The 18,788-nt window shown below is 40.2% G+C and carries 18 protein-coding genes and 2 rRNA genes; 5 read left to right on the top strand and 15 right to left on the bottom strand.

Translation table 11 applies throughout. The features are described from left to right. Positions 1-5: 5 nt before the first annotated feature. Positions 6-3,449: a YhdP family phospholipid transporter gene (locus TPSD3_RS05215; protein WP_086487531.1), complete on the top strand. Its 3,444-nt coding sequence runs from the start codon at positions 6-8 to the stop codon at positions 3,447-3,449. 75 nt (positions 3,450-3,524) lie between these two features. Here the strand turns inward: TPSD3_RS05215 and TPSD3_RS05210 are convergent, their stop codons facing one another. The 6 genes from TPSD3_RS05210 to cydP all read right to left on the bottom strand — a co-directional run bounded on the left by TPSD3_RS05210 (position 3,525) and on the right by cydP (position 8,351). Then, complete coding sequence (locus TPSD3_RS05210) at positions 3,525-4,508, bottom strand: SLAC1 anion channel family protein (RefSeq protein ID WP_086487530.1); 984 nt, start codon at positions 4,506-4,508, stop codon at positions 3,525-3,527. A 67-nt stretch (positions 4,509-4,575) separates the two neighbouring features. Further along, positions 4,576-5,205 (bottom strand): DUF2202 domain-containing protein, encoded by a 630-nt coding sequence (locus tag TPSD3_RS05205; RefSeq protein ID WP_140048486.1) that lies wholly within the window; start codon positions 5,203-5,205, stop codon positions 4,576-4,578. 102 nt (positions 5,206-5,307) lie between these two features. Continuing rightward, positions 5,308-5,418, bottom strand: a complete 111-nt coding sequence (gene cydX / locus TPSD3_RS05200; RefSeq protein ID WP_086487528.1) for a cytochrome bd-I oxidase subunit CydX — start codon at positions 5,416-5,418, stop codon at positions 5,308-5,310. Positions 5,419-5,430: 12 nt separating this feature from the next. Then, positions 5,431-6,570, bottom strand: a complete 1,140-nt coding sequence (gene cydB / locus TPSD3_RS05195) for a cytochrome d ubiquinol oxidase subunit II (RefSeq protein WP_176329743.1) — start codon at positions 6,568-6,570, stop codon at positions 5,431-5,433. 6 nt (positions 6,571-6,576) lie between these two features. After that, the gene (locus TPSD3_RS05190; RefSeq protein ID WP_086487526.1) at positions 6,577-8,166 is read right to left on the bottom strand and encodes a cytochrome ubiquinol oxidase subunit I; all 1,590 of its coding nucleotides are present in this window, start codon (positions 8,164-8,166) and stop codon (positions 6,577-6,579) included. Between the two features lie 11 nt (positions 8,167-8,177). Further along, on the bottom strand, positions 8,178-8,351 hold the full coding sequence (gene cydP, locus TPSD3_RS17465) for a cytochrome oxidase putative small subunit CydP (protein WP_176329742.1): 174 nt from the start codon (positions 8,349-8,351) through the stop codon (positions 8,178-8,180). Between the two features lie 182 nt (positions 8,352-8,533). Here cydP and TPSD3_RS05185 point away from each other — a divergent pair, with 182 nt between their 5' ends. The 3 genes from TPSD3_RS05185 to TPSD3_RS05175 all read left to right on the top strand — a co-directional run bounded on the left by TPSD3_RS05185 (position 8,534) and on the right by TPSD3_RS05175 (position 11,410). Continuing rightward, positions 8,534-9,868, top strand: a complete 1,335-nt coding sequence (locus TPSD3_RS05185) for a sigma-54 interaction domain-containing protein (RefSeq protein WP_245391526.1) — start codon at positions 8,534-8,536, stop codon at positions 9,866-9,868. A 511-nt stretch (positions 9,869-10,379) separates the two neighbouring features. Beyond that, complete coding sequence (locus TPSD3_RS05180; protein WP_086487525.1) at positions 10,380-10,835, top strand: helix-turn-helix domain-containing protein; 456 nt, start codon at positions 10,380-10,382, stop codon at positions 10,833-10,835. A 47-nt stretch (positions 10,836-10,882) separates the two neighbouring features. After that, positions 10,883-11,410 (top strand): transposase, encoded by a 528-nt coding sequence (locus TPSD3_RS05175; protein WP_176329741.1) that lies wholly within the window; start codon positions 10,883-10,885, stop codon positions 11,408-11,410. Here the strand turns inward: TPSD3_RS05175 and TPSD3_RS18315 are convergent, their stop codons facing one another. Further along, on the bottom strand, positions 11,411-11,602 hold the full coding sequence (locus TPSD3_RS18315) for a CAP domain-containing protein (protein WP_425353085.1): 192 nt from the start codon (positions 11,600-11,602) through the stop codon (positions 11,411-11,413). Between the two features lie 99 nt (positions 11,603-11,701). Here TPSD3_RS18315 and TPSD3_RS05170 point away from each other — a divergent pair, with 99 nt between their 5' ends. Beyond that, on the top strand, positions 11,702-12,418 hold the full coding sequence (locus TPSD3_RS05170) for an IS1 family transposase (RefSeq protein ID WP_086487523.1): 717 nt from the start codon (positions 11,702-11,704) through the stop codon (positions 12,416-12,418). Positions 12,419-12,495: 77 nt separating this feature from the next. Here TPSD3_RS05170 and TPSD3_RS05165 read toward each other — a convergent pair whose 3' ends face one another. The 8 genes from TPSD3_RS05165 to TPSD3_RS05130 form a co-directional block, all read right to left on the bottom strand. Further along, complete coding sequence (locus TPSD3_RS05165; protein WP_086487522.1) at positions 12,496-12,711, bottom strand: hypothetical protein; 216 nt, start codon at positions 12,709-12,711, stop codon at positions 12,496-12,498. Positions 12,712-12,716: 5 nt separating this feature from the next. Beyond that, on the bottom strand, positions 12,717-13,007 hold the full coding sequence (locus tag TPSD3_RS05160) for a BrnT family toxin (RefSeq protein WP_086487521.1): 291 nt from the start codon (positions 13,005-13,007) through the stop codon (positions 12,717-12,719). A gap of 220 nt (positions 13,008-13,227) precedes the next feature. Beyond that, positions 13,228-13,926 (bottom strand): hypothetical protein, encoded by a 699-nt coding sequence (locus TPSD3_RS05155; protein ID WP_086487520.1) that lies wholly within the window; start codon positions 13,924-13,926, stop codon positions 13,228-13,230. A gap of 287 nt (positions 13,927-14,213) precedes the next feature. Next, positions 14,214-15,245, bottom strand: a complete 1,032-nt coding sequence (locus TPSD3_RS05150; RefSeq protein WP_086486662.1) for an IS630 family transposase — start codon at positions 15,243-15,245, stop codon at positions 14,214-14,216. Between the two features lie 123 nt (positions 15,246-15,368). Next, entirely contained in the window at positions 15,369-15,623 is a 255-nt protein-coding gene (locus TPSD3_RS18310) for a ParE family toxin-like protein (protein WP_086487519.1), read from the bottom strand. Continuing rightward, a complete protein-coding gene (locus TPSD3_RS05140; RefSeq protein WP_217884389.1) occupies positions 15,620-15,913 on the bottom strand; it encodes a hypothetical protein in 294 nt (97 codons plus the stop codon). The genes TPSD3_RS18310 and TPSD3_RS05140 overlap by 4 nt, the downstream gene beginning before the upstream one ends. A 43-nt stretch (positions 15,914-15,956) precedes the next feature. Next, positions 15,957-16,072 (bottom strand): 5S ribosomal RNA (rrf, locus tag TPSD3_RS05135). A 127-nt stretch (positions 16,073-16,199) separates the two neighbouring features. Further along, a 23S ribosomal RNA gene (locus TPSD3_RS05130) occupies positions 16,200-18,788 on the bottom strand; the annotation flags it as partial.

Below are 18,788 nucleotides of genomic sequence, written 5' to 3'. Positions count from 1 at the left end.
TCACCTTGATTAAGCTATTACGTTTAATTTTTATTAGCATTTTGGTGAATGGGTTATTGGTTGTTTTTTTATTGGGTTTATTGATTCTGACTTACCCTTATTATTCTCCGATTTTGCGTGATGAAATTGAAAAAATATTAAGTCAACAATTACAACATCCTATCCGTTTTGAAACCATCCATCTTACCTTCATCAATCACCACCTGACGCTGCAAATGCGTGAGGTGCGTTTTCCCACGCCCACGACTCAAGCCACTGATCTGCATGTTAAACAAGCGCAGGTGCAAATTGATCTTTTGCACAGTTTACGCAGTAAAACCATGCAGTTAAGCAAAATTCAGCTTGATATACAGCAACTAACCTTGTTTCAATGGGAAAATCACTATGGTGTTTTCCCATTTTTCCCCTCCGACCACGCCAGTGACAATCCCACTTGGCTGACATGGTTACAACAGCAACCGCTAGAATTAAACGTGGATCAAATTCACCTTTGGTCAGTAGAACAGCAACAAGGGGCAGTGATACCGTTATTCTCTCTCCACTGGCGTGCGACAGAATCAGCGAAAAAGTCGCGTTTACAGCCAGCCGGGTTTAACGTTTACATTGAACCCCATCAAGTTATTACAGATGCTTTTACGGTGACTATTCCGTCTGTTCCTGTGTCTTCTTTAGTGACGGGATTAAATTTTTTTGCCAAAGATCAAATAGAGGATCAATTATTAAATTATTTACTCCACACGCAAGGGCATTTACAACAAATTATTTTAAGCTATCAATCGCCTAAAGATTGGTCATTGCATTTTGATTTGCAACAGATTGCCAATCAAGCCACTGCACAATGGCCAGCCCTAGATAATTTAAATGCCCACATCGAATTGAATCCCCATCATGGAGAATTGCAATTACGACACAGCGATGTACATTGGCAGCCGCTTGCATTATATCAAGAAACCATCACATTAAAACGTTTAAATGGTCGCTTTCGTTGGCAGAAATTAAACGCCAAAGATTGGCGCATTTCTCAGCTTCATTTACAAACTTATTTGGACAATCAATATCCTGTTTTATTACAAGGAGAATTGGCGTTAATAAAAGAAAAAATCAGCAGTCAATTATCGTTGTCCATTCCACAACTGCCTTTAATTCAAATACATCGTTACATTCCAGAACAAGCCATTCCGCACACGGCTCGTTGGTTAAAATCTGCTTTAACAGGTGGTTATCTCAATGAGATTCAAATTGATTTCACAGGCTTAATGGAAGATTGGTTTTCTGCCGAAAAAGCAGGATTTAATGCACAAGGTAAAATTACCGAAGGTCAATTGCATTATCATCCCAATTGGCCTGCGTTAAAAAATATTAATGCAGACATTCAAATACAAGGTAAAACTTTACAAGTGAATGCGCAAAAGACAGATTTATTGCAACGCAGTCATTCGCCTTATGTTAAAGCCATTATTCCTGATTTATCAGCAGATTCACCTATTTTAACTGTACAAGCACATGTCGAAAGTGATATGGCTGAAGGTATTGATTTTATTCGTGTTAGTCCTGTGAGAAAGGTGATTAATCCCGATCAAGATTTACCCAAAATGACCGGTAAAATGGGATTAGCATTAGATTTAATGATTCCATTAGATAAGAAACAGGAAAGCGAGGTAAAAGGAGAAATTGAATTTAAAAATGTAGAATTATACGATTCCAAATTAAATCTACAATTAGAGCAATTAATGGGATCAGTAAAATTTGACAGCGAACAGTTACAAGCCCAATTACAAGGACAATGGGCAAAAAAAGCCGTGACAGTGCAGTTAATATCGGCTTTAAATGATGCTAAAGCTCCCGTGAAAGTGACTTTATCAGGTCAAGCCGATGTGGCATTTTTAGAACGGCAACGGCAGCATTTTGCGCCGGCATTCAATTCACTGAATTTATCCGATTATTTAGCGGGGGAAATGGCTTGGCAATTACACGTTTCCATTCCCAATCGCAAGCAACGCTCAACCCATCAGGCTAATACCCAATTGCAATTTAACAGCGATTTAAAAGGATTAGCGATTTTATTACCTGCGCCATTCGGTAAAAATAAACAGGAAGTACGTCATTTAACCATAGAAGCAACATTACCTGAATCATTCACCGATTCTCCCGTGTTATTTTCATTAAATGATAACGATAATTTAGCCTTATTTTTACAATTGGATAAAAACAAACCTATCAAAGCCTTATTACAACTGGGATCGGCTGCAATAAATCAAACGATTTCCACCGTTCAATTACCTGTAGAAGGCTGGATGATTCATGGGCATTTAAAAGAATTTGATCCGATGGCTTGGTATAAAATAGTAGCAAAATTTCGTAGTGGACAAAAGGATTCCTTTTCACTCCCCGCTTTACAATTGGATATTGCGATTGATCATGTGCCATTAACCGTTTTACATTTATCTCCCGTACAATTAGAATTGCAACATCAAAATCATCACTGGCAATTACAAATAGACAGCACAGGCATTAAAGGTGACATTAATTATCACCCCGATCATACTGTAATGGCTAAGTTAAAAAAACTGCATATAACGCCTTTTATTGATCAAGAAAAACAAAAAAAAGAAAAGACCATCATTCAATTAGAACCTGCGCAAATGCCTGAGATGGAAATAGCAATTGCTGATTTTATTGTGGATCAATATCGTTTTGGACATTTGACCTTAAAAGCACAACATGATTCTCCCACTGATCTGCATTATCATGCGGCAATTGATAATGATTATTTAACCGTGGTGGCACGTGGCCATTGGCAGGGAGAAAAAGATCAACAACGCAGCACGTTAATATTATCAGGAATTAGTGATAATATGGGTTTAGGTTTGCAGCAATTAAATGTCACGCATCCACCGATTGCAGATGGGCGTTTAGAATGGTTATTAGACTTAATTTGGCCGGGCAATCCAAGTGCATTTCGTTTAAATAAAGTGGTGGGAACGCTGAGTTTATTATTAACTGAAGGGCATTTGGTCGCGCTTAACCCCGGTACGGTGGGGAGAATGATGAGTTTATTTGATTTGCAAGCCTTACCGCGGCGTTTAAGCATGGATTTTAGAGATGTTTTTGATGAGGGATTAGGTTTTGCGATTATTGCGGGCGATTTTGCCATTCTTGACGGTTATGCAAAAACGGATAATTTAATTGTGCAATCTTCAGCGGCTCGTGTGTTAATTACAGGCAAAACAAATTTTTTACATAAAACTTATCAACAAATTGCCACGGTGACTCCACATATTAGCAATACTTTACCGATTGCAGGCATTATTGCAGGTGGATTAACGGCGGGAGCAGTGACATTAATTGTGCAGCGTTTATTACAAGAACAAATTGATAAAACCATTCAGTATCATTATCAAATTACAGGAGATTGGGCAGAGCCTATTGTAGAGCGAATAACGCATTAAAAAAAAGTGCCAAGTGATGACTTGGCACAAGGACGATAAGCAGAATTATTTTTTATGTTGGAAAGCGGTAATCACTCACTTTTCTACCACGCAAATTTCCCCCTTAATAATATGCTGAATGGTACGCACAGCCACCGTGGTAATAATGAGCGTGCTTAGGATTAATAAAATGTAAGAAAGAAACTCAAAAAAAGGCTGTTGTGTCAATTGATAACGCACGATTGTTGCAATAGTCATCGCCGCCATCGGAAAAGTAAACGCCCACCATGAAATAAAGAATTTTAAACGGGTAAAATTCTTATACATAAAAAATAATAATAAGGTAAAAAATAAACCCACGTTATATAAAAGCTGTCCTGTTAAATCCAATTGCCCCACCATTTTGACATAAGCCACAAATCCAATCGCGGGCGGAGCAATGAAAATAAACAAAGTCGGCATAAATTTTTCCACTAATTGATGATGAAAAATAATGCGATAAAAAATTAATGTAAATAAAACCAACCAGAAAAATAGACCAATGGAAAAGAAAAAAAACACAATTTCCGTTGGTACATAATGAATTCCTGCCACAGGGATAATCACATTACCCACAATGGGAATAAACCAAGCGGGATTAGAATGATGAATTTCTACATTATGATTAATCCAAAAACTCAAGACATAGAGCGTTAAAAATAAATGCAAAATCGCACCCGCATACCATGCGTAAATGGCCATACTCGCTTGAATTGAATGATAAATAACGGCGATCAGTAACATAGAAATGCTAATGGCCGCGAAAAAATTAAGGCGAATGGGATGGGTAAATTCACCGCGCACTTCGGCAGGATATTTGACCATTTTTAACCCATAAATAAGCGAAATAACCGCAAATAAAATCAAAACCAAATACGCCAAACCCATCCCTATCCAATGCGGCAAACCCAATACCTCGTGGGCTTTTTGATACGAAATCGCCAAGCCCGAAAGCCCCATCACCACCGCAAAAAAAGTCACCGGAAAATGCTGTAAACGATTAACTGGGTCGTCCACAGAAACAGTATTATGCTGAGTCATATTGTTTTACTTTACCTGTACGTTAGTTGTCAAAACGCATCATTTTACTATAATAATCAAAGATATGCTAAATTTGACATACTTGCCCCGCTCCCAAAATGGCATCTACGGTGGCTTGGGGCAAAATTTGCGCAGTGTAAAACATTTCAGATTGCGCCATCCACGTGCGCACAAATAAATTTAAATGACGGTATGAAGCCTGTAATAAATGCTCATAAGTATTTATTAAATCAGGGTTTTTTGTCTTCGTTAAAGCCTGCTGCAAATCCTGAATATCCGCCTCTTCCACCCACGCACCCACCAATAACGCATCATGGGCAGTTTTTTGTCCACGCGCCACCAATTCGTCGTACAATTTTTGCAGGTCAGTATTTCTAAATACCCCCACATCGGCTGACAGCAAATCATCCAAGTGATAAACCGTGATTAAATCACCAATTCTGTCGATATGTCGTTGTTCTGATTCAGAAACATGTTGATGAATCAACGAATCCCAATGCCGAGCTAAAGACAAATAAACGTCTCGTGCCAACTTTTCTTCTTCATGCAAATACAAAATACTGTGCTTATCTGCCTCCAACAAATCACCACCTTGTAGCGCAATTGAACCACACATTCCATGATGTCCGTGATGTCCGTGATGTCCGCGACCACCACAACAAGAATAACCTGAACCCGCCGCATTTTTTTCTGTCAATATGATAATTCTCCAAATATAAGCTGTTAATAACAGGAAGGAAAAATAAATATTTTTTGCAAAATCATTGCAAATCACTTTATTTTTCCTTTTTAAGCGAAATTATTTATTTTCTTCTGTCTCTGCACTGTCTTGGGCTTCTAACCACAACACATTGATAATCCCCAATGAACACGCCAAAGCTGTCCCTAACATCCATGCAAAATACCACATGTTAAACTCCCATTAATACGCAGAATGTTGATGTGCTTCAATATGTTGTGCGGTGATTTTGCCACGCAACACCCGATAAACCCAACTGGTGTAAAAAATAATCAAGGGTAAAAAAATCACCGTCGCATAAAACATAATGGTCAAAGTTAAATGACTCGATGCAGAATCCCAAATGATTAAACTGTGATCAGGATTGGCACTGGAGGGCATGATAAAAGGAAACATCGCACAACCCGCCGTCAAAATAACCCCCGATAACATCATGCTACTGCTGATAAAAGCCAATTTTAAATGCTGCATCCAAGAAAACCACATCGCCAATCCCGCGCCTAAAAAAGCACTCACAGGAGCTAAAACGGTCAAAGGATAACGTTCGTAATTGGTGAGCCACGCGCCTGCTTGTTTTACAACTGTTTTGGCTAAGGGATTGGGAAGCGCGTCCGTAGCGGGCATGGTCAACACCTGATAGCCCTCAATTCCCCACACCAACCACACTCCCGCCAACGCAAAACTGCCCAAAAATAAGCCTCCAAATAACCACACTGCCCGCTGACTCCGCGCATAAATCTCTCCCACTGTGCGAATTTGCAAATAAATCGCCCCGTGCATCACCAACATAGAAAGACTCACCACGCCCGCTAATAAACCAAAAGGATTCAGCAATTGCCAAAAACTGCCCGTATAAAATGCCCGCAAATCCTCATCAAAATAAAATGGCACGCCTTGTAATAAGTTCCCAAACGCAATACCAAATACAATCGCAGGCACTGTTCCACCAATAAATAAACCCCAATCCCATGTAGAACGCCAATACGGATGTTTAATTTTACTGCGATAATCAAAGCCCACAGGACGTAAAAATAACGCAAATAAAACCAGCAATAACGCAATATAAAAGCCTGAAAAAGCAACCGCATAGACGATAGGCAACGCGGCAAAAATCGCCCCGCCTGCCGTAATGAACCAAACCTGATTGCCTTCCCAAGTCGCGCCCACACTATTAATCACAATACGCCGTTCCATGTCATCGCGTGCGACAAAAGGCAGCAAAGTCCCCACGCCCATATCAAAACCATCTGTAATCGCAAAACCGATGAGCAGAATACCCACAAATAACCACCAAATCAGTTTTAATGTTTCATAATCCAACATAATGAATTACCCTTTGAGTGTTGCATGTTCTACGTGAGTTTGTTCAAAATGATAACGGCTTGTCCCCAGACTGCTAGGGCCGAGGCGGGCATATTTGATCATCAAAAACATTTCCACAAAAAACAACAAGGTATAAAATCCAATAAACCCACTTAAACTAAAATACAAGTCATTCAATGAACGAGTTGAAACACTCAAGTGAGTGGGTAAAATTTCAGCGATTGACCACGGCTGTCTTCCGTATTCCGCCACCACCCAACCCATTTCTGAAGCTATCCACGGCAACGGCAAGCACAACAAAGCAAACCACAAAAACCAACGGCGATTCGGTTGTGTCAGAGTACGTTGTGCGGTGAAATAAACGGCCAACGCAAATAAAAGTAACATGGTAAATCCCGCCCCAACCATAATACGAAACGCCCAGAATAAAGGCGCAACTCGCGGAATAGTATCTAAAGCGGCTTGACGAATTTGCTCTGGCGTGGCATTCACCACTTCAGAAGTGTATTTTTTCAATAATAAGCCATAACCCAAATCCGCTTTATATTTCTCAAATTCTGCTTTGGTATCTTCTTGAATTTGCCCTGCTTTTAGCTGTTCGCGTAAAGATTGGAATAAAGAATAAGCCACCATACCGCGCTTAATTCGCGCTTCATTTTCCACAATTAAATCTTTAATGCCTTTCACTTCTTCATCAAAAGAGCGCGTGGCAATAATACCCATGACATAAGGAATTTTAACTGCATAATCAGTATGTTGTGTTTCCTGATTGGGAAAACCGAACAGGGTAAACGCGGCGGGGGCTTCTTCCGTTTCCCATTCGGCTTCGATGGCGGCGAGCTTCACTTTTTGTACTTCTCCCGCTGTATAACCGCTTTCATCTCCCAACACAATCACCGATAAAATAGCCGCTAAACCAAAACCCGATGCCACCGCAAAAGAGCGTCGCGCAAATTCCACATCACGCCCTTTTAACAAATAATACGCACTAATCGCCAATACGAATACAGAACCCGTCACATAACCCGCCGCGACGGTATGCACAAATTTAACTTGAGCGACAGGATTAAAAATAATTTCACTAAAACTCACCATTTCCATGCGCATGGTTTCGTAACTGAATTCCGCGCCGATAGGGTTTTGCATCCAACCATTGGCAATTAAAATCCATAATGCCGACAAATTAGAACCAATGGCCACTAACCAAGTCACCATTAAATGTTGTCGTTTGCTCAATTTATCCCAGCCAAAGAAAAACAGACCAATAAAAGTGGATTCTAAGAAGAAAGCCATTAAACCTTCAATGGCTAAAGGTGCGCCAAATATATCGCCCACATAATGCGAATAATAAGCCCAATTGGTGCCGAATTGAAACTCTAAAGTAATTCCTGTCGTTACGCCTAATGCAAAGTTAATGGCAAATAATTTTCCCCAAAATTGCGTCATGTCTTTATAAATCTGTTTATTCGTAATGACATAAACCGATTCCATAATGGCCATTAGGAATGATAAACCTAATGTTAAAGGGACAAACAAAAAATGATACATTGCGGTGATTGCAAATTGTAATCTTGAAAGTTCTACAACACTATCCATTATGCGCTATCCTACTCAAGGTGTGTGCTTGGGGAAAAAAATATTGTATCCATATCTGGCACCGTCCAATGTTGTGCGACAGGTTCGCTAAAGAAACACTGTTTTAAAATGTATAAAATCAATAATTTAATTGCTAAAATAGCAATAATTTCCCGTTGTAAGGGGCTTAAAAAACGTTTTTGCATGTTCACCTCCTTTAGATGCTTGATGCAGGTTTCATTTAAAATACACCTCTTCCCTTTGGCAAAAGCAATGCCGACTTTTTATAAAACGCTAATATATTGTTTATATTGATAAAAATTAATTTGCGTAAAATTAGGCTTTTGGTTTAAACTGTCAAAAATAACATAAACACGATAATTTAAGCATGACAAAAATGACAGTTAAACCCCATCTTGAAGCCTTACAATTTTTACAATACTATCCCGTTCCCGCTGCGCTGCTCAGTCCACATTATGAAATTTTGGCGACTAATGCGGCTTATCAGGCTTGTTATGGTCAATTTTTTTCTGAAAAAACTTATTGTTATGCGGCTTCACATCATTACCGCGCTCCCTGTGACCAAGAAGGAGAAAATTGCCCGCTTAAAGCCACGCTGGAGACGGGAGAAGCACATCGTGTTTTACATACTCACTATACTCGTCATGGAGAAAGTCATGTTAACATCCAAACTTTACCCATTCGCAATGTTAAGGGCGATATTGTTTATTTATTAGAAGTTTTACATACCCTTAAAATTGCCAGTTCTGACGCAATGGATGAGGGATTGGTCGGGCGTAGTGCTGCATTTAATCAAGTATTAGCCCTGATTTCGCGGGTAGCTGGCAGTGATGCGACGGTGCTTTTATTGGGAGAATCTGGGACGGGTAAAGACTTGATTGCACAAGCAATTCATAAAGAAAGTGCTTACGCCAAAGGGCAATTTGTGCCAGTAGATTGCTCTGGTTTATCTGAGACTTTATTTGAAAGTGAATTGTTTGGACATGAAAAGGGAGCGTTTACAGGCGCGTATCAACGCAAATTAGGCTTGGTAGAATATGCGCATGATGGCACATTATTTTTAGATGAAATTGGCGATGTCCCATTGAATTTACAAGTTAAATTACTGCGTTTATTAGAAACAGGGATTTATCGACGAGTAGGCAGCATTGAGCCACAAAAAGCAAATTTTCGCTTAATTTGTGCCACTCACAAACCACTGGCTAATATGGTACAAGCAGGCACGTTTAGACAAGATTTGTACTATAGAATTAATGTGTTTCCTATCGTTCTGCCCCCATTAAGAACCCGACGCGAAGATATTCCTTTATTATGCGAATCGTTATTAAAGCGAATTGCCCCCCATCGCACTTTGAAATTACATGAAAGCAGTTTGACGTTTTTGCAACATTATCCTTTTGAGGGAAATATTCGTGAATTGCGTAATTTATTAGAACGTGCCAGTTTATTAGTCGATGGGTCTGATATTTTTCCACATCATTTAAATCCTGATTTAAATACGGATATAAATGCCTTGGATTTAGACGTTAAATCTATTCCCTATTTTAATACGCCTTTATTGCCTTTGGCTGAGGTAGAAAAAAAATATTTAATCTGGGCAGAAGCTAATTTTTCTGGGACGTTAAAAGAATTAGCCCAACAATTAGGATTACAAGAGCGGACTTTTTATCGGAAACGAGAGAAATCTGATCTGACAGGGTGAATTTGTCTGCCTTCCGATATTCAGTCACCTAATTTTCGTATGCGTTTGAATTTATCCGAAAATATCCCTGATTTAAAATTCAGTATGTTCGTTAAAGTGCAGTTTACTTTGGGGCGATAAGTGCGTTTGGTTTGCAAACATTACCACGGCGTTTGAGCATGGATTTTCGAGATGTATTTGATGAGGGGTTAGGCTTTGCTATTCTTGATGATTATGCGAAAACGAATAATTTATCTGTAAATTCTGAATTCTGACAAGAAAATTTTATGAGTGATTTAATTTTAGTATAGTCATTTTTACTGCGTTATTTTTGCTCTTATTTGTTTGCAAAATTCGATAAAATATTGAAAAGATTGAATATGATTTGTTTTTTGATTTCTTTTGATTAACTCCTTTAAAAAATACTCCTCTACTACACTTTGAGGGTTATTTTTATTGTAAATCACCTGCTTTTCTGCTGTACCAATTTTTTCAGAGTCGTATGATAATACTTTTCAAATAGGAGAGAATAATGAACAAAAGATATGAAGATTTGGAAAAGTTAATGTCAACAGGTGAAGCGAGAGAAGTGAAGCGAGCGATGGCAGTAAGAATGTCTTTGCTTGGTTTTGTGCGTGCGGAAGTGGCTTTAGCGTGCTGTGTCAGTGTGCAATTTGTGGATAAATGGAAAGCCATTTATTTAGCGTCAGGGGTGGAAGGATTAAAGTTAGCGTATAAAGGCTCGCCAGGGTATTTAAAGCCGCGTGAACGAGAAGCGGTTATTAATTGGATACAAGAAAAGAAGACAATAACAATGGAGGAGCTAAAGAGATACTTAAAAGAGGAGTATGGTGTTTTCTATTCTTCAAATACTTCTTATACTAAATTATTAGAAGAAGCGAATTTAAGTTATAAGAAGACACACAAAGAGAATTCGGCAAAAGATGAGGTAAAAGTAGAAGCTAAAAAAAAGAGATTAAGGATTTAATAGATAAGGAGCGTGAACAGATAGAAAGTGGAGAGGTAATGTACTGGATGCAAGACGAAAGCCATCAGTTGTGGGGAGATATTTGTGGTTATATTTGGTCGAAAAAAGGAGAAAGAACGTCAATAAAGATGAGTAATTATCGCACGTCTCAAACGTGGTATGGAGCGGTGAATATTTATACGGGAGAATTTATTTTAGATAGGGCAAAGAAAGCTGATACAAAATATACGATAGACTTTATTAACTGGCTCATTTACAGATATAAAGAAGCCCGTCATGTGATTATTTGGGATGGTGCAAGTTATCATCGTTCTGAAGGTTTAAGAACTTATTTAGAGAAATTAAATGGGGGACTTCCAGAATCAGAATGGAAAGTTCGTTTATTAAGATTTGCGCCTAATGCCCCAGAGCAAAATCCAGTCGAGGATATTTGGCTTCAAGGTAAGAATTGGGTCAGAAAGAATTTTCATCGTCTATCAAGCTTTAAAGAAGTCACTAGTATGTTTGAGACCTTTTTGTCAGGTAAAGTGTTTAAGTTTAATAAAATTAAACAGTATCTTATACCTAATATCTAGCTAGATATTAAAACTTAATTTGTTTTTATATCTCACATAATTTTGGTATAGTACCCAATAATCAACTTGAGCTGAATAGCTACGATTATAACCAAAACCAATTTCAGTAATTTCTTGATTTAAGATAGATTCTTGGCCATTTGGGTGACTCATCCAAAAATTTACTGCACTTGCTGGTGTAGAGTTGGACATTTTAGCTATAGTACCACCCCAAACATCGGGCGGTAGTCCCCTCTAGGTGGTGATAAATGGTATAATATCCATTTTTATAGAGATAAAGAGGAAAAGTGAATGAAATGTCCCCGTTGCCAATCCCAAGCGATTGTAAAGAATGGAAGTATTAATAGCGGAAAGCAAAAATATGCCTGTAAAGACTGCGGTCGTCAGTTTGTGGAAAATCCGCAGAACACCAATCAGCCTATTCCTCAAACGACGGTAGAACTGATTGATAAATTGCTTCTTGAACGGCTGTCTTTAGCCGCTATTGGTCGGGTAACGGGCGTATCAGCCAGTTGGTTACAAAGATACGTCAATAAAAAATATGAACAAACCCCACGCGAAGTCCATGTAAAAAAAAAATCTAAACGGCGGCTTACCCTACAGTGTGATGAGATGTGGTCTTTTGTCCAAAACAAGAAAAATAAACAGTGGATATGGCTTGCCTTAGATATAGAAACCCGTGAAATTGTAGGAGCTTATGTGGGTAAACGAGATGAAGCCGCGGCGCAAAAGTTGTGGAAATCTCTTCCGCCAGTGTATCGGCAGTGTGCTGTTTCGTATACTGATTTTTGGCAGTCCTATCAATCTGTTTTTCCTAGTAAACGCCATCATGCTGTTGGCAAACAAACAGGTTTAACCAACCTTGTTGAGCGTCTTAATTGCACTCTGAGGCAGCGTATTTCTCGTCTGGTCAGAGAAACGCTATCTTTCTCTAAAAAATTAGAAAATTACATCGGAACAATTTGGCACTTTATTCACCATTACAACGAATCGTTAGATTTGGGATAATTTTATTCATATCACTACTTGGCTAGGACTACCCAGCATTTATACCCTACTTGGCTGGGTCGGCTTTGATCGACAAGTTATAGTTTTTGCAGATGGTTTGCATACTCAATAATTTCTTTGTCTTTTTTTAGTAAATCATTAACCATCTGGCTAGTATCCATATTTTTTAGTGATGCCAATTTCTCGATGAATTCGGCTATTTCAGGCTCAAGATAAATTGGCAGATTGAAACGGGCATCAGGGCTATAAAATTTGCCTCTAATCCCTTTTGAAAAATCATATTCTTTTTTCATAGATTTCACTCGTTATATTGCATAATTTCTGATTTTTCAGCCTTTCTTGCTGAAATTACTCTGATTTTACACAGGGCAATACTTTCCATTTTAAATGTATGGCAAACTAAAAGTACGCTGCCAGAACTATCCAAGCCGAGAGTAACCCATCTTTCCTCAGTTTCGCTATGTTCCTCATCAGGTATTGAAATTGCGCTGGGATCACGAAAAACTGTTATTGCACGTTCAAAGCTTACACAATGCTTGGTAAAGTTGCTTTTGGCTTTTTGAGAATCCCATTCAAAATCATATTGCATACTGCACTCTTTATTCAAATGATGGTTTTACAGTATAACAAGGAGTTTACCCATGTAGTGCAGTAGAGTCGGATTGGATTTCTATTGTTGGGAGGTGCAGCCGCGTCCGCCCAACGCCCGAACTAAGCCGACCGTTACCGCCGCAAGGCATAAAACAAACTAAAAAAAACCAACAGCAACGGGTCAGCTTTGAGCGACAAGTTATGATAAAACCTAAATGTTATTTTATACTCTTCTTAAAAGAGTAGTCCATTTCAACCCAATCTTTTGGGATTGAATGTTCTAATGTTCTACTAATTACTTCTTCCAAATTATGGGAGTTGTCCTGAGTTATAAAAATAGATTCTAAGTATCTTGAAAATGGCATTTTTCGCCCCTGTTTATTCTGTGAAATTGGATAGTTTATATCTTCTTGTAGCACTATCCATTTTATAGATTTTAGTAATTCTTCCAGTGTTAAGTCGAAAGAATTTCCGTCAGAATTGTAAGTTTTTTCTCCATGAGCTTTTTTAACTCTTGTTATCAATTGTTCTGATGGTACTATTGGGTTGTATTGCAGAAAAACCTCAATATTTTGTAGGTTTATGTTGCCATCTATCGCTAAGTTAATCAAAACATCCCTCAAGTTAGTTGCTGACATCCCTCCATATGTAATTTTATTAAAAATATCAGTAATAATATTTGTATGTGATAACGCTACTGTTGTGTTATTTTTATTTATATCTACACGGTAGTCATAAGTAGTTCCATTGCCTTGTACAGCTTTATATCCAGGGAATGAAATTGAAATAGTTGTTCCGTCACGACAAGTATCAATCTCAACCCGTGATACATGAAGGTTTCTATTTCTAGCATTTTGAGTGAAATTATTTTGTCGAAAAATTTCTTGGAGTTGATTTTGTAAGTCTTGAAAACTCATTTTTCCATTCCTCATAACAATCGAAATCAGCCGCGTAGTGAAACGGAATCGGATTAAATTTCCATTATTGAGCGGCGCAGCTGCGTCCGCCCAATTAGTAACTAAGCTGTTTTTATATAGTATTCCATGTTATCCTAACAAACGCCCCTAAGCAACAGCAAAAAGCCAAAAAACAAGGTTACATTATCAGCATAACACACTATATATCATATTATACGGAAACAAATAAATCTATGCTATACCAAAATTATGTGAGATATAAAAACAAATTAAGTTCTAATATCTAGCTAGATATTAGGTATAAGATACTGTTTAATTTTATTAAACTTAAACACTTTACCTGACAAAAAGGTCTCAAACATACTAGTGACTTCTTTAAAGCTTGATAGACGATGAAAATTCTTTCTGACCCAATTCTTACCTTGAAGCCAAATATCCTCGACTGGATTTTGCTCTGGGGCATTGGGCGCAAATCTTAATAAACGAACTTTCCATTCTGATTCTGGAAGTCCCCCATTTAATTTCTCTAAATAAGTTCTTAAACCTTCAGAACGATGATAACTTGCACCATCCCAAATAATCACATGACGGGCTTCTTTATATCTGTAAATGAGCCAGTTAATAAAGTCTATCGTATATTTTGTATCAGCTTTCTTTGCCCTATCTAAAATAAATTCTCCCGTATAAATATTCACCGCTCCATACCACGTTTGAGAAGTGCGATAATTACTCATCTTTATTGACGTTCTTTCTCCTTTTTTCGACCAAACATAACCACAAATATCTCCCCACAACTGATGGCTTTCGTCTTGCATCCAGTACATTACCTCTCCACTTTCTATCTGTTCACGCTCCTTATCTATTAAATCCTTAATCTCTTTTTTTTTAGCTTCTACTTTTACCTCATCTTTTGCCGAATTCTCTTTGTGTGTCTTCTTATAACTTAAATTCGCTTCTTCTAATAATTTAGTATAAGAAGTATTTGAAGAATAGAAAACATCATACTCCTCTTTTAAGTATCTCTTTAGTTCCTCTATTGTTATTGTCTTCTTTTCTTGTATCCAATTAATCACATCTTCTCGTTCACGCGGCTTTAAATACCCTGGCGAGCCTTTATACGCTAACTTTAATCCTTCCACCCCTGACGCTAAATAAATGGCTTTCCATTTATCCACAAATTGCACACTGACACAACACGCTAAAGCCGCTTCCGCACGCACAAAACCAAGCAAAGACATTCTTACTGCCATCGCTCGCTTCACTTCTCTCGCTTCACCTGTTGACATTAACTCTTCTAAATCTTCATATCTCTTGTTCATTATTCTCTCCTATTTAAAAAGTATTATTATACGACTCTGAAAAAATTGGTATACCAGTGCCTGAGCGGACTTTAACAGCGTATGAAACCATTAAATTCACATGAAAAATATCAATTTAATGCGTTAATTCAGGATTTTGTTGTAATCTTCATGTGTTCCAATCCAAAACCACACATAACCATCATGCACCTCAACAGCTAAGGCATGATAATCTAATGTGACTCGTACAGACCAAAATGCCCCAACTTTTTTGAAATGAAGTGAAGGATGGTGTGGATTTTGACGCAATAATGCGTAGGACTTATCTGCCCGTCTCTGGATTTCTTCTGGTAACTGTCGATAGCAATACCAAAAATCAGGGTTAGTATGATGAGTCAAAGTGGTTTTGTCCGACCAGCCGCGTGATCCGCTAATGCTTTTTCAGCTAAGGCTTGAAGTTTGCCTGACTTTGAATCTTGTTCAATTTGCCGATCCCACTGCTGCCAAGCATACTCTTGAAACCACTCCCTAAATTTAGCGAAATCTGAAGGACTGAGCTGCTGAACTTGTGCTTCAATATGTTCTAGGATCGTCATGGTTTCCGCCTTGTAAGCTGTATATAAATAGTCATAAAAAATAGTTTTTACAGCCTTAAATGATACAAAACAATAAAAGAAAATAATAGACAAAGAAAAAGCCCTAGCTAATTAGCTAGGGCTTATATATTTAAATTCTTGGCGGTAACCTACTTTCGCATGAGGAGGCCTCACACTATCATCGGCGCGTTGTGGTTTCACTTCCGAGTTCGGGATGGGGTCGGGTGGTTCACACAGGCTATGACTGCCAAGAAAACTGGTTTTTACACGACTTGCTTTTTTATTTTTATTTTCGTTTTCGTTGAGCAACGGCAAATCGGTTTATCAAATCAATCCTACTACTTAGGCGAAACTCACCCTACAAACCCTTGGGTGTTATATGGTCAAGCCGCACGGTCAATTAGTACAGGTTAGCTTCATACATTACTGCATGTCCACACCCTGCCTATCTACGTCGTCGTCTTCAACGAACCTTTAGAGACTTTCGTCTGGGAAATCTCATCTTGAGGGAGGCTTCCCGCTTAGATGCTTTCAGCGGTTATCCCGTCCGTACATAGCTACCCAGCAGTGCCATTGGCATGACAACTGGTACACCAGCGGTACGTTCACTCCGGTCCTCTCGTACTAGGAGCAACTCCTCTCAAATTTCCTACGCCCACGACAGATAGGGACCGAACTGTCTCACGACGTTCTAAACCCAGCTCGCGTACCACTTTAAATGGCGAACAGCCATACCCTTGGGACCGACTACAGCCCCAGGATGTGATGAGCCGACATCGAGGTGCCAAACTCCCCCGTCGATGTGAACTCTTGGGAGGAATCAGCCTGTTATCCCCAGAGTACCTTTTATCCGTTGAGCGATGGCCCTTCCATGAAGTACCACCGGATCACTAAGACCTACTTTCGTACCTGCTTGACTTGTCAGTCTCACAGTCAAGCACCCTTATGCCTTTGCACTCAATGCGCGATTTCCGACCGCGCTGAGGGTACCTTCGCACTCCTCCGTTACTCTTTGGGAGGAGACCGCCCCAGTCAAACTACCCACCATACACGGTCCTTATACTGGGTAACAGTATCAAGTTAGAACCCCGAACAGACCAGGGTGGTATTTCAAGGTTGGCTCTGCACGCACTGGCGTGAGTGTTTCACAGCCTCCCACCTATCCTACACAAGTCGGTTCAAAGTCCAGTGTAAAGCTATAGTAAAGGTTCATGGGGTCTTTCCGTCTAGTCGCGGGTATACGGCATCTTCACCGCAAATTCAATTTCGCTGAGTCTCGGGTGGAGACAGTGTGGCCATCGTTACGCCATTCGTGCAGGTCGGAACTTACCCGACAAGGAATTTCGCTACCTTAGGACCGTTATAGTTACGGCCGCCGTTTACTGGGGCTTCGATCAAGAGCTTCGCTTTCGCTAACCCCATCAATTAACCTTCCAGCACCGGGCAGGCGTCACACCCTATACGTCCACTTTCGTGTTAGCAGAGTGCTGTGTTTTTAATAAACAGTCGCAGCCACCTGGTCACTGCGACCTTCTTAGACTTCCCCTGTGCAGGGTTCATCCAGAAGGTACACCTTCTCCCGAAGTTACGGTGCTATTTTGCCTAGTTCCTTCACCCGAGTTCTCTCAAACACCTTGGGATTCTCACCCTGTCCACCTGTGTCGGTTTGGGGTACGGTTCTACTACACCTGAAGCTTAGAGGCTTTTCTTGGAAGCAGGGCATCAGTCACTTCGTCTCTGAAACGAGACTCGTCGTCAGTTCTCGGCATTAAACCAGCGGATTTGCCTACCGATTCTGCCTACCACCTTAAACACGCACAACCAATCGCGTGCTGACTTAGCCTTCTTCGTCCCCTCATCGCAGTGCAGCAAAGTACGGGAATATTAACCCGTTTTCCATCGGCTACGCATATCTGCCTCGCCTTAGGGACCGACTCACCCTGCGTCGATTAACGTGGCGCAGGAAACCTTGGACTTTCGGCGTGCGGGTTTTTCACCCGCATGATCGCTACTTATGTCAGCATTCGCACTTCTGATACCTCCAGTCTGCCTCACAGCAGACCTTCACAGGCTTACAGAACGCTCCCCTACCATGCCTTACGGCATCCGCAGCTTCGGTAGAACGCTTGAGCCCCGTTATATCTTTCGCGCAGACCGACTCGACCAGTGAGCTATTACGCTTTCTTTAAAGGGTGGCTGCTTCTAAGCCAACCTCCTGGCTGTCTGTGACTTTCCACATCGTTTCCCACTGAGCGTTCATTTGGGGACCTTAGCTGGCGGTCTGGGTTGTTTCCCTTTTCACGACGGACGTTAGCACCCGCCGTGTGTCTCCTGCGATGGTACTTCTCGGTATTCGAAGTTTGCATGGGGTTGGTAAAGCGAGATGCCCCCCTAGCCCAAACAGTGCTCTACCCCCGAGAGTAAAACGCAAGGCGCTACCTAAATAGCTTTCGAGGAGAACCAGCTATCTCCGAGCTTGATTAGCCTTTCACTCCTAGCCACAAGTCATCCCCGTCTTTTTCAACAGACGTGGGTTCGGACCTCCAGTTGGTGTTACCCGACTTTCATCCTGCTCATGGCTAGATCGCCCGGTTTCGGGTCTACTGACAGCGACTTAACGCCCTATTCAGACTCGCTTTCGCTAGGCCTACCTGATGGTTAAGCTTGCCACTGCCAGTAAGTCGCTGACCCATTATACAAAAGGTACGCAGTCACATTTCTTCAAATGCTCCCACTGCTTGTACGCACACGGTTTCAGGGTCTATTTCACTCCCCTCGCTGGGGTTCTTTTCACCTTTCCCTCACGGTACTGGTTCACTATCGGTCGATAACGAGTATTTAGCCTTGGAGGATGGGCCCCCCATGTTCAGACAGGATTTCTCGTGTCCCGCCTTACTCTATGTATGCTTAGTTCTATCGTTTTATGTTTGCCTACGGGCTATCACCCTGTGTCGCTGGACTTTCCAGA

It is taken from the genome of Thioflexithrix psekupsensis, assembly GCF_002149925.1.
Lineage (GTDB): Bacteria > Pseudomonadota > Gammaproteobacteria > Beggiatoales > Beggiatoaceae > Thioflexithrix > Thioflexithrix psekupsensis.
This window is presented reverse-complemented; position numbering and strand designations above follow the sequence as displayed.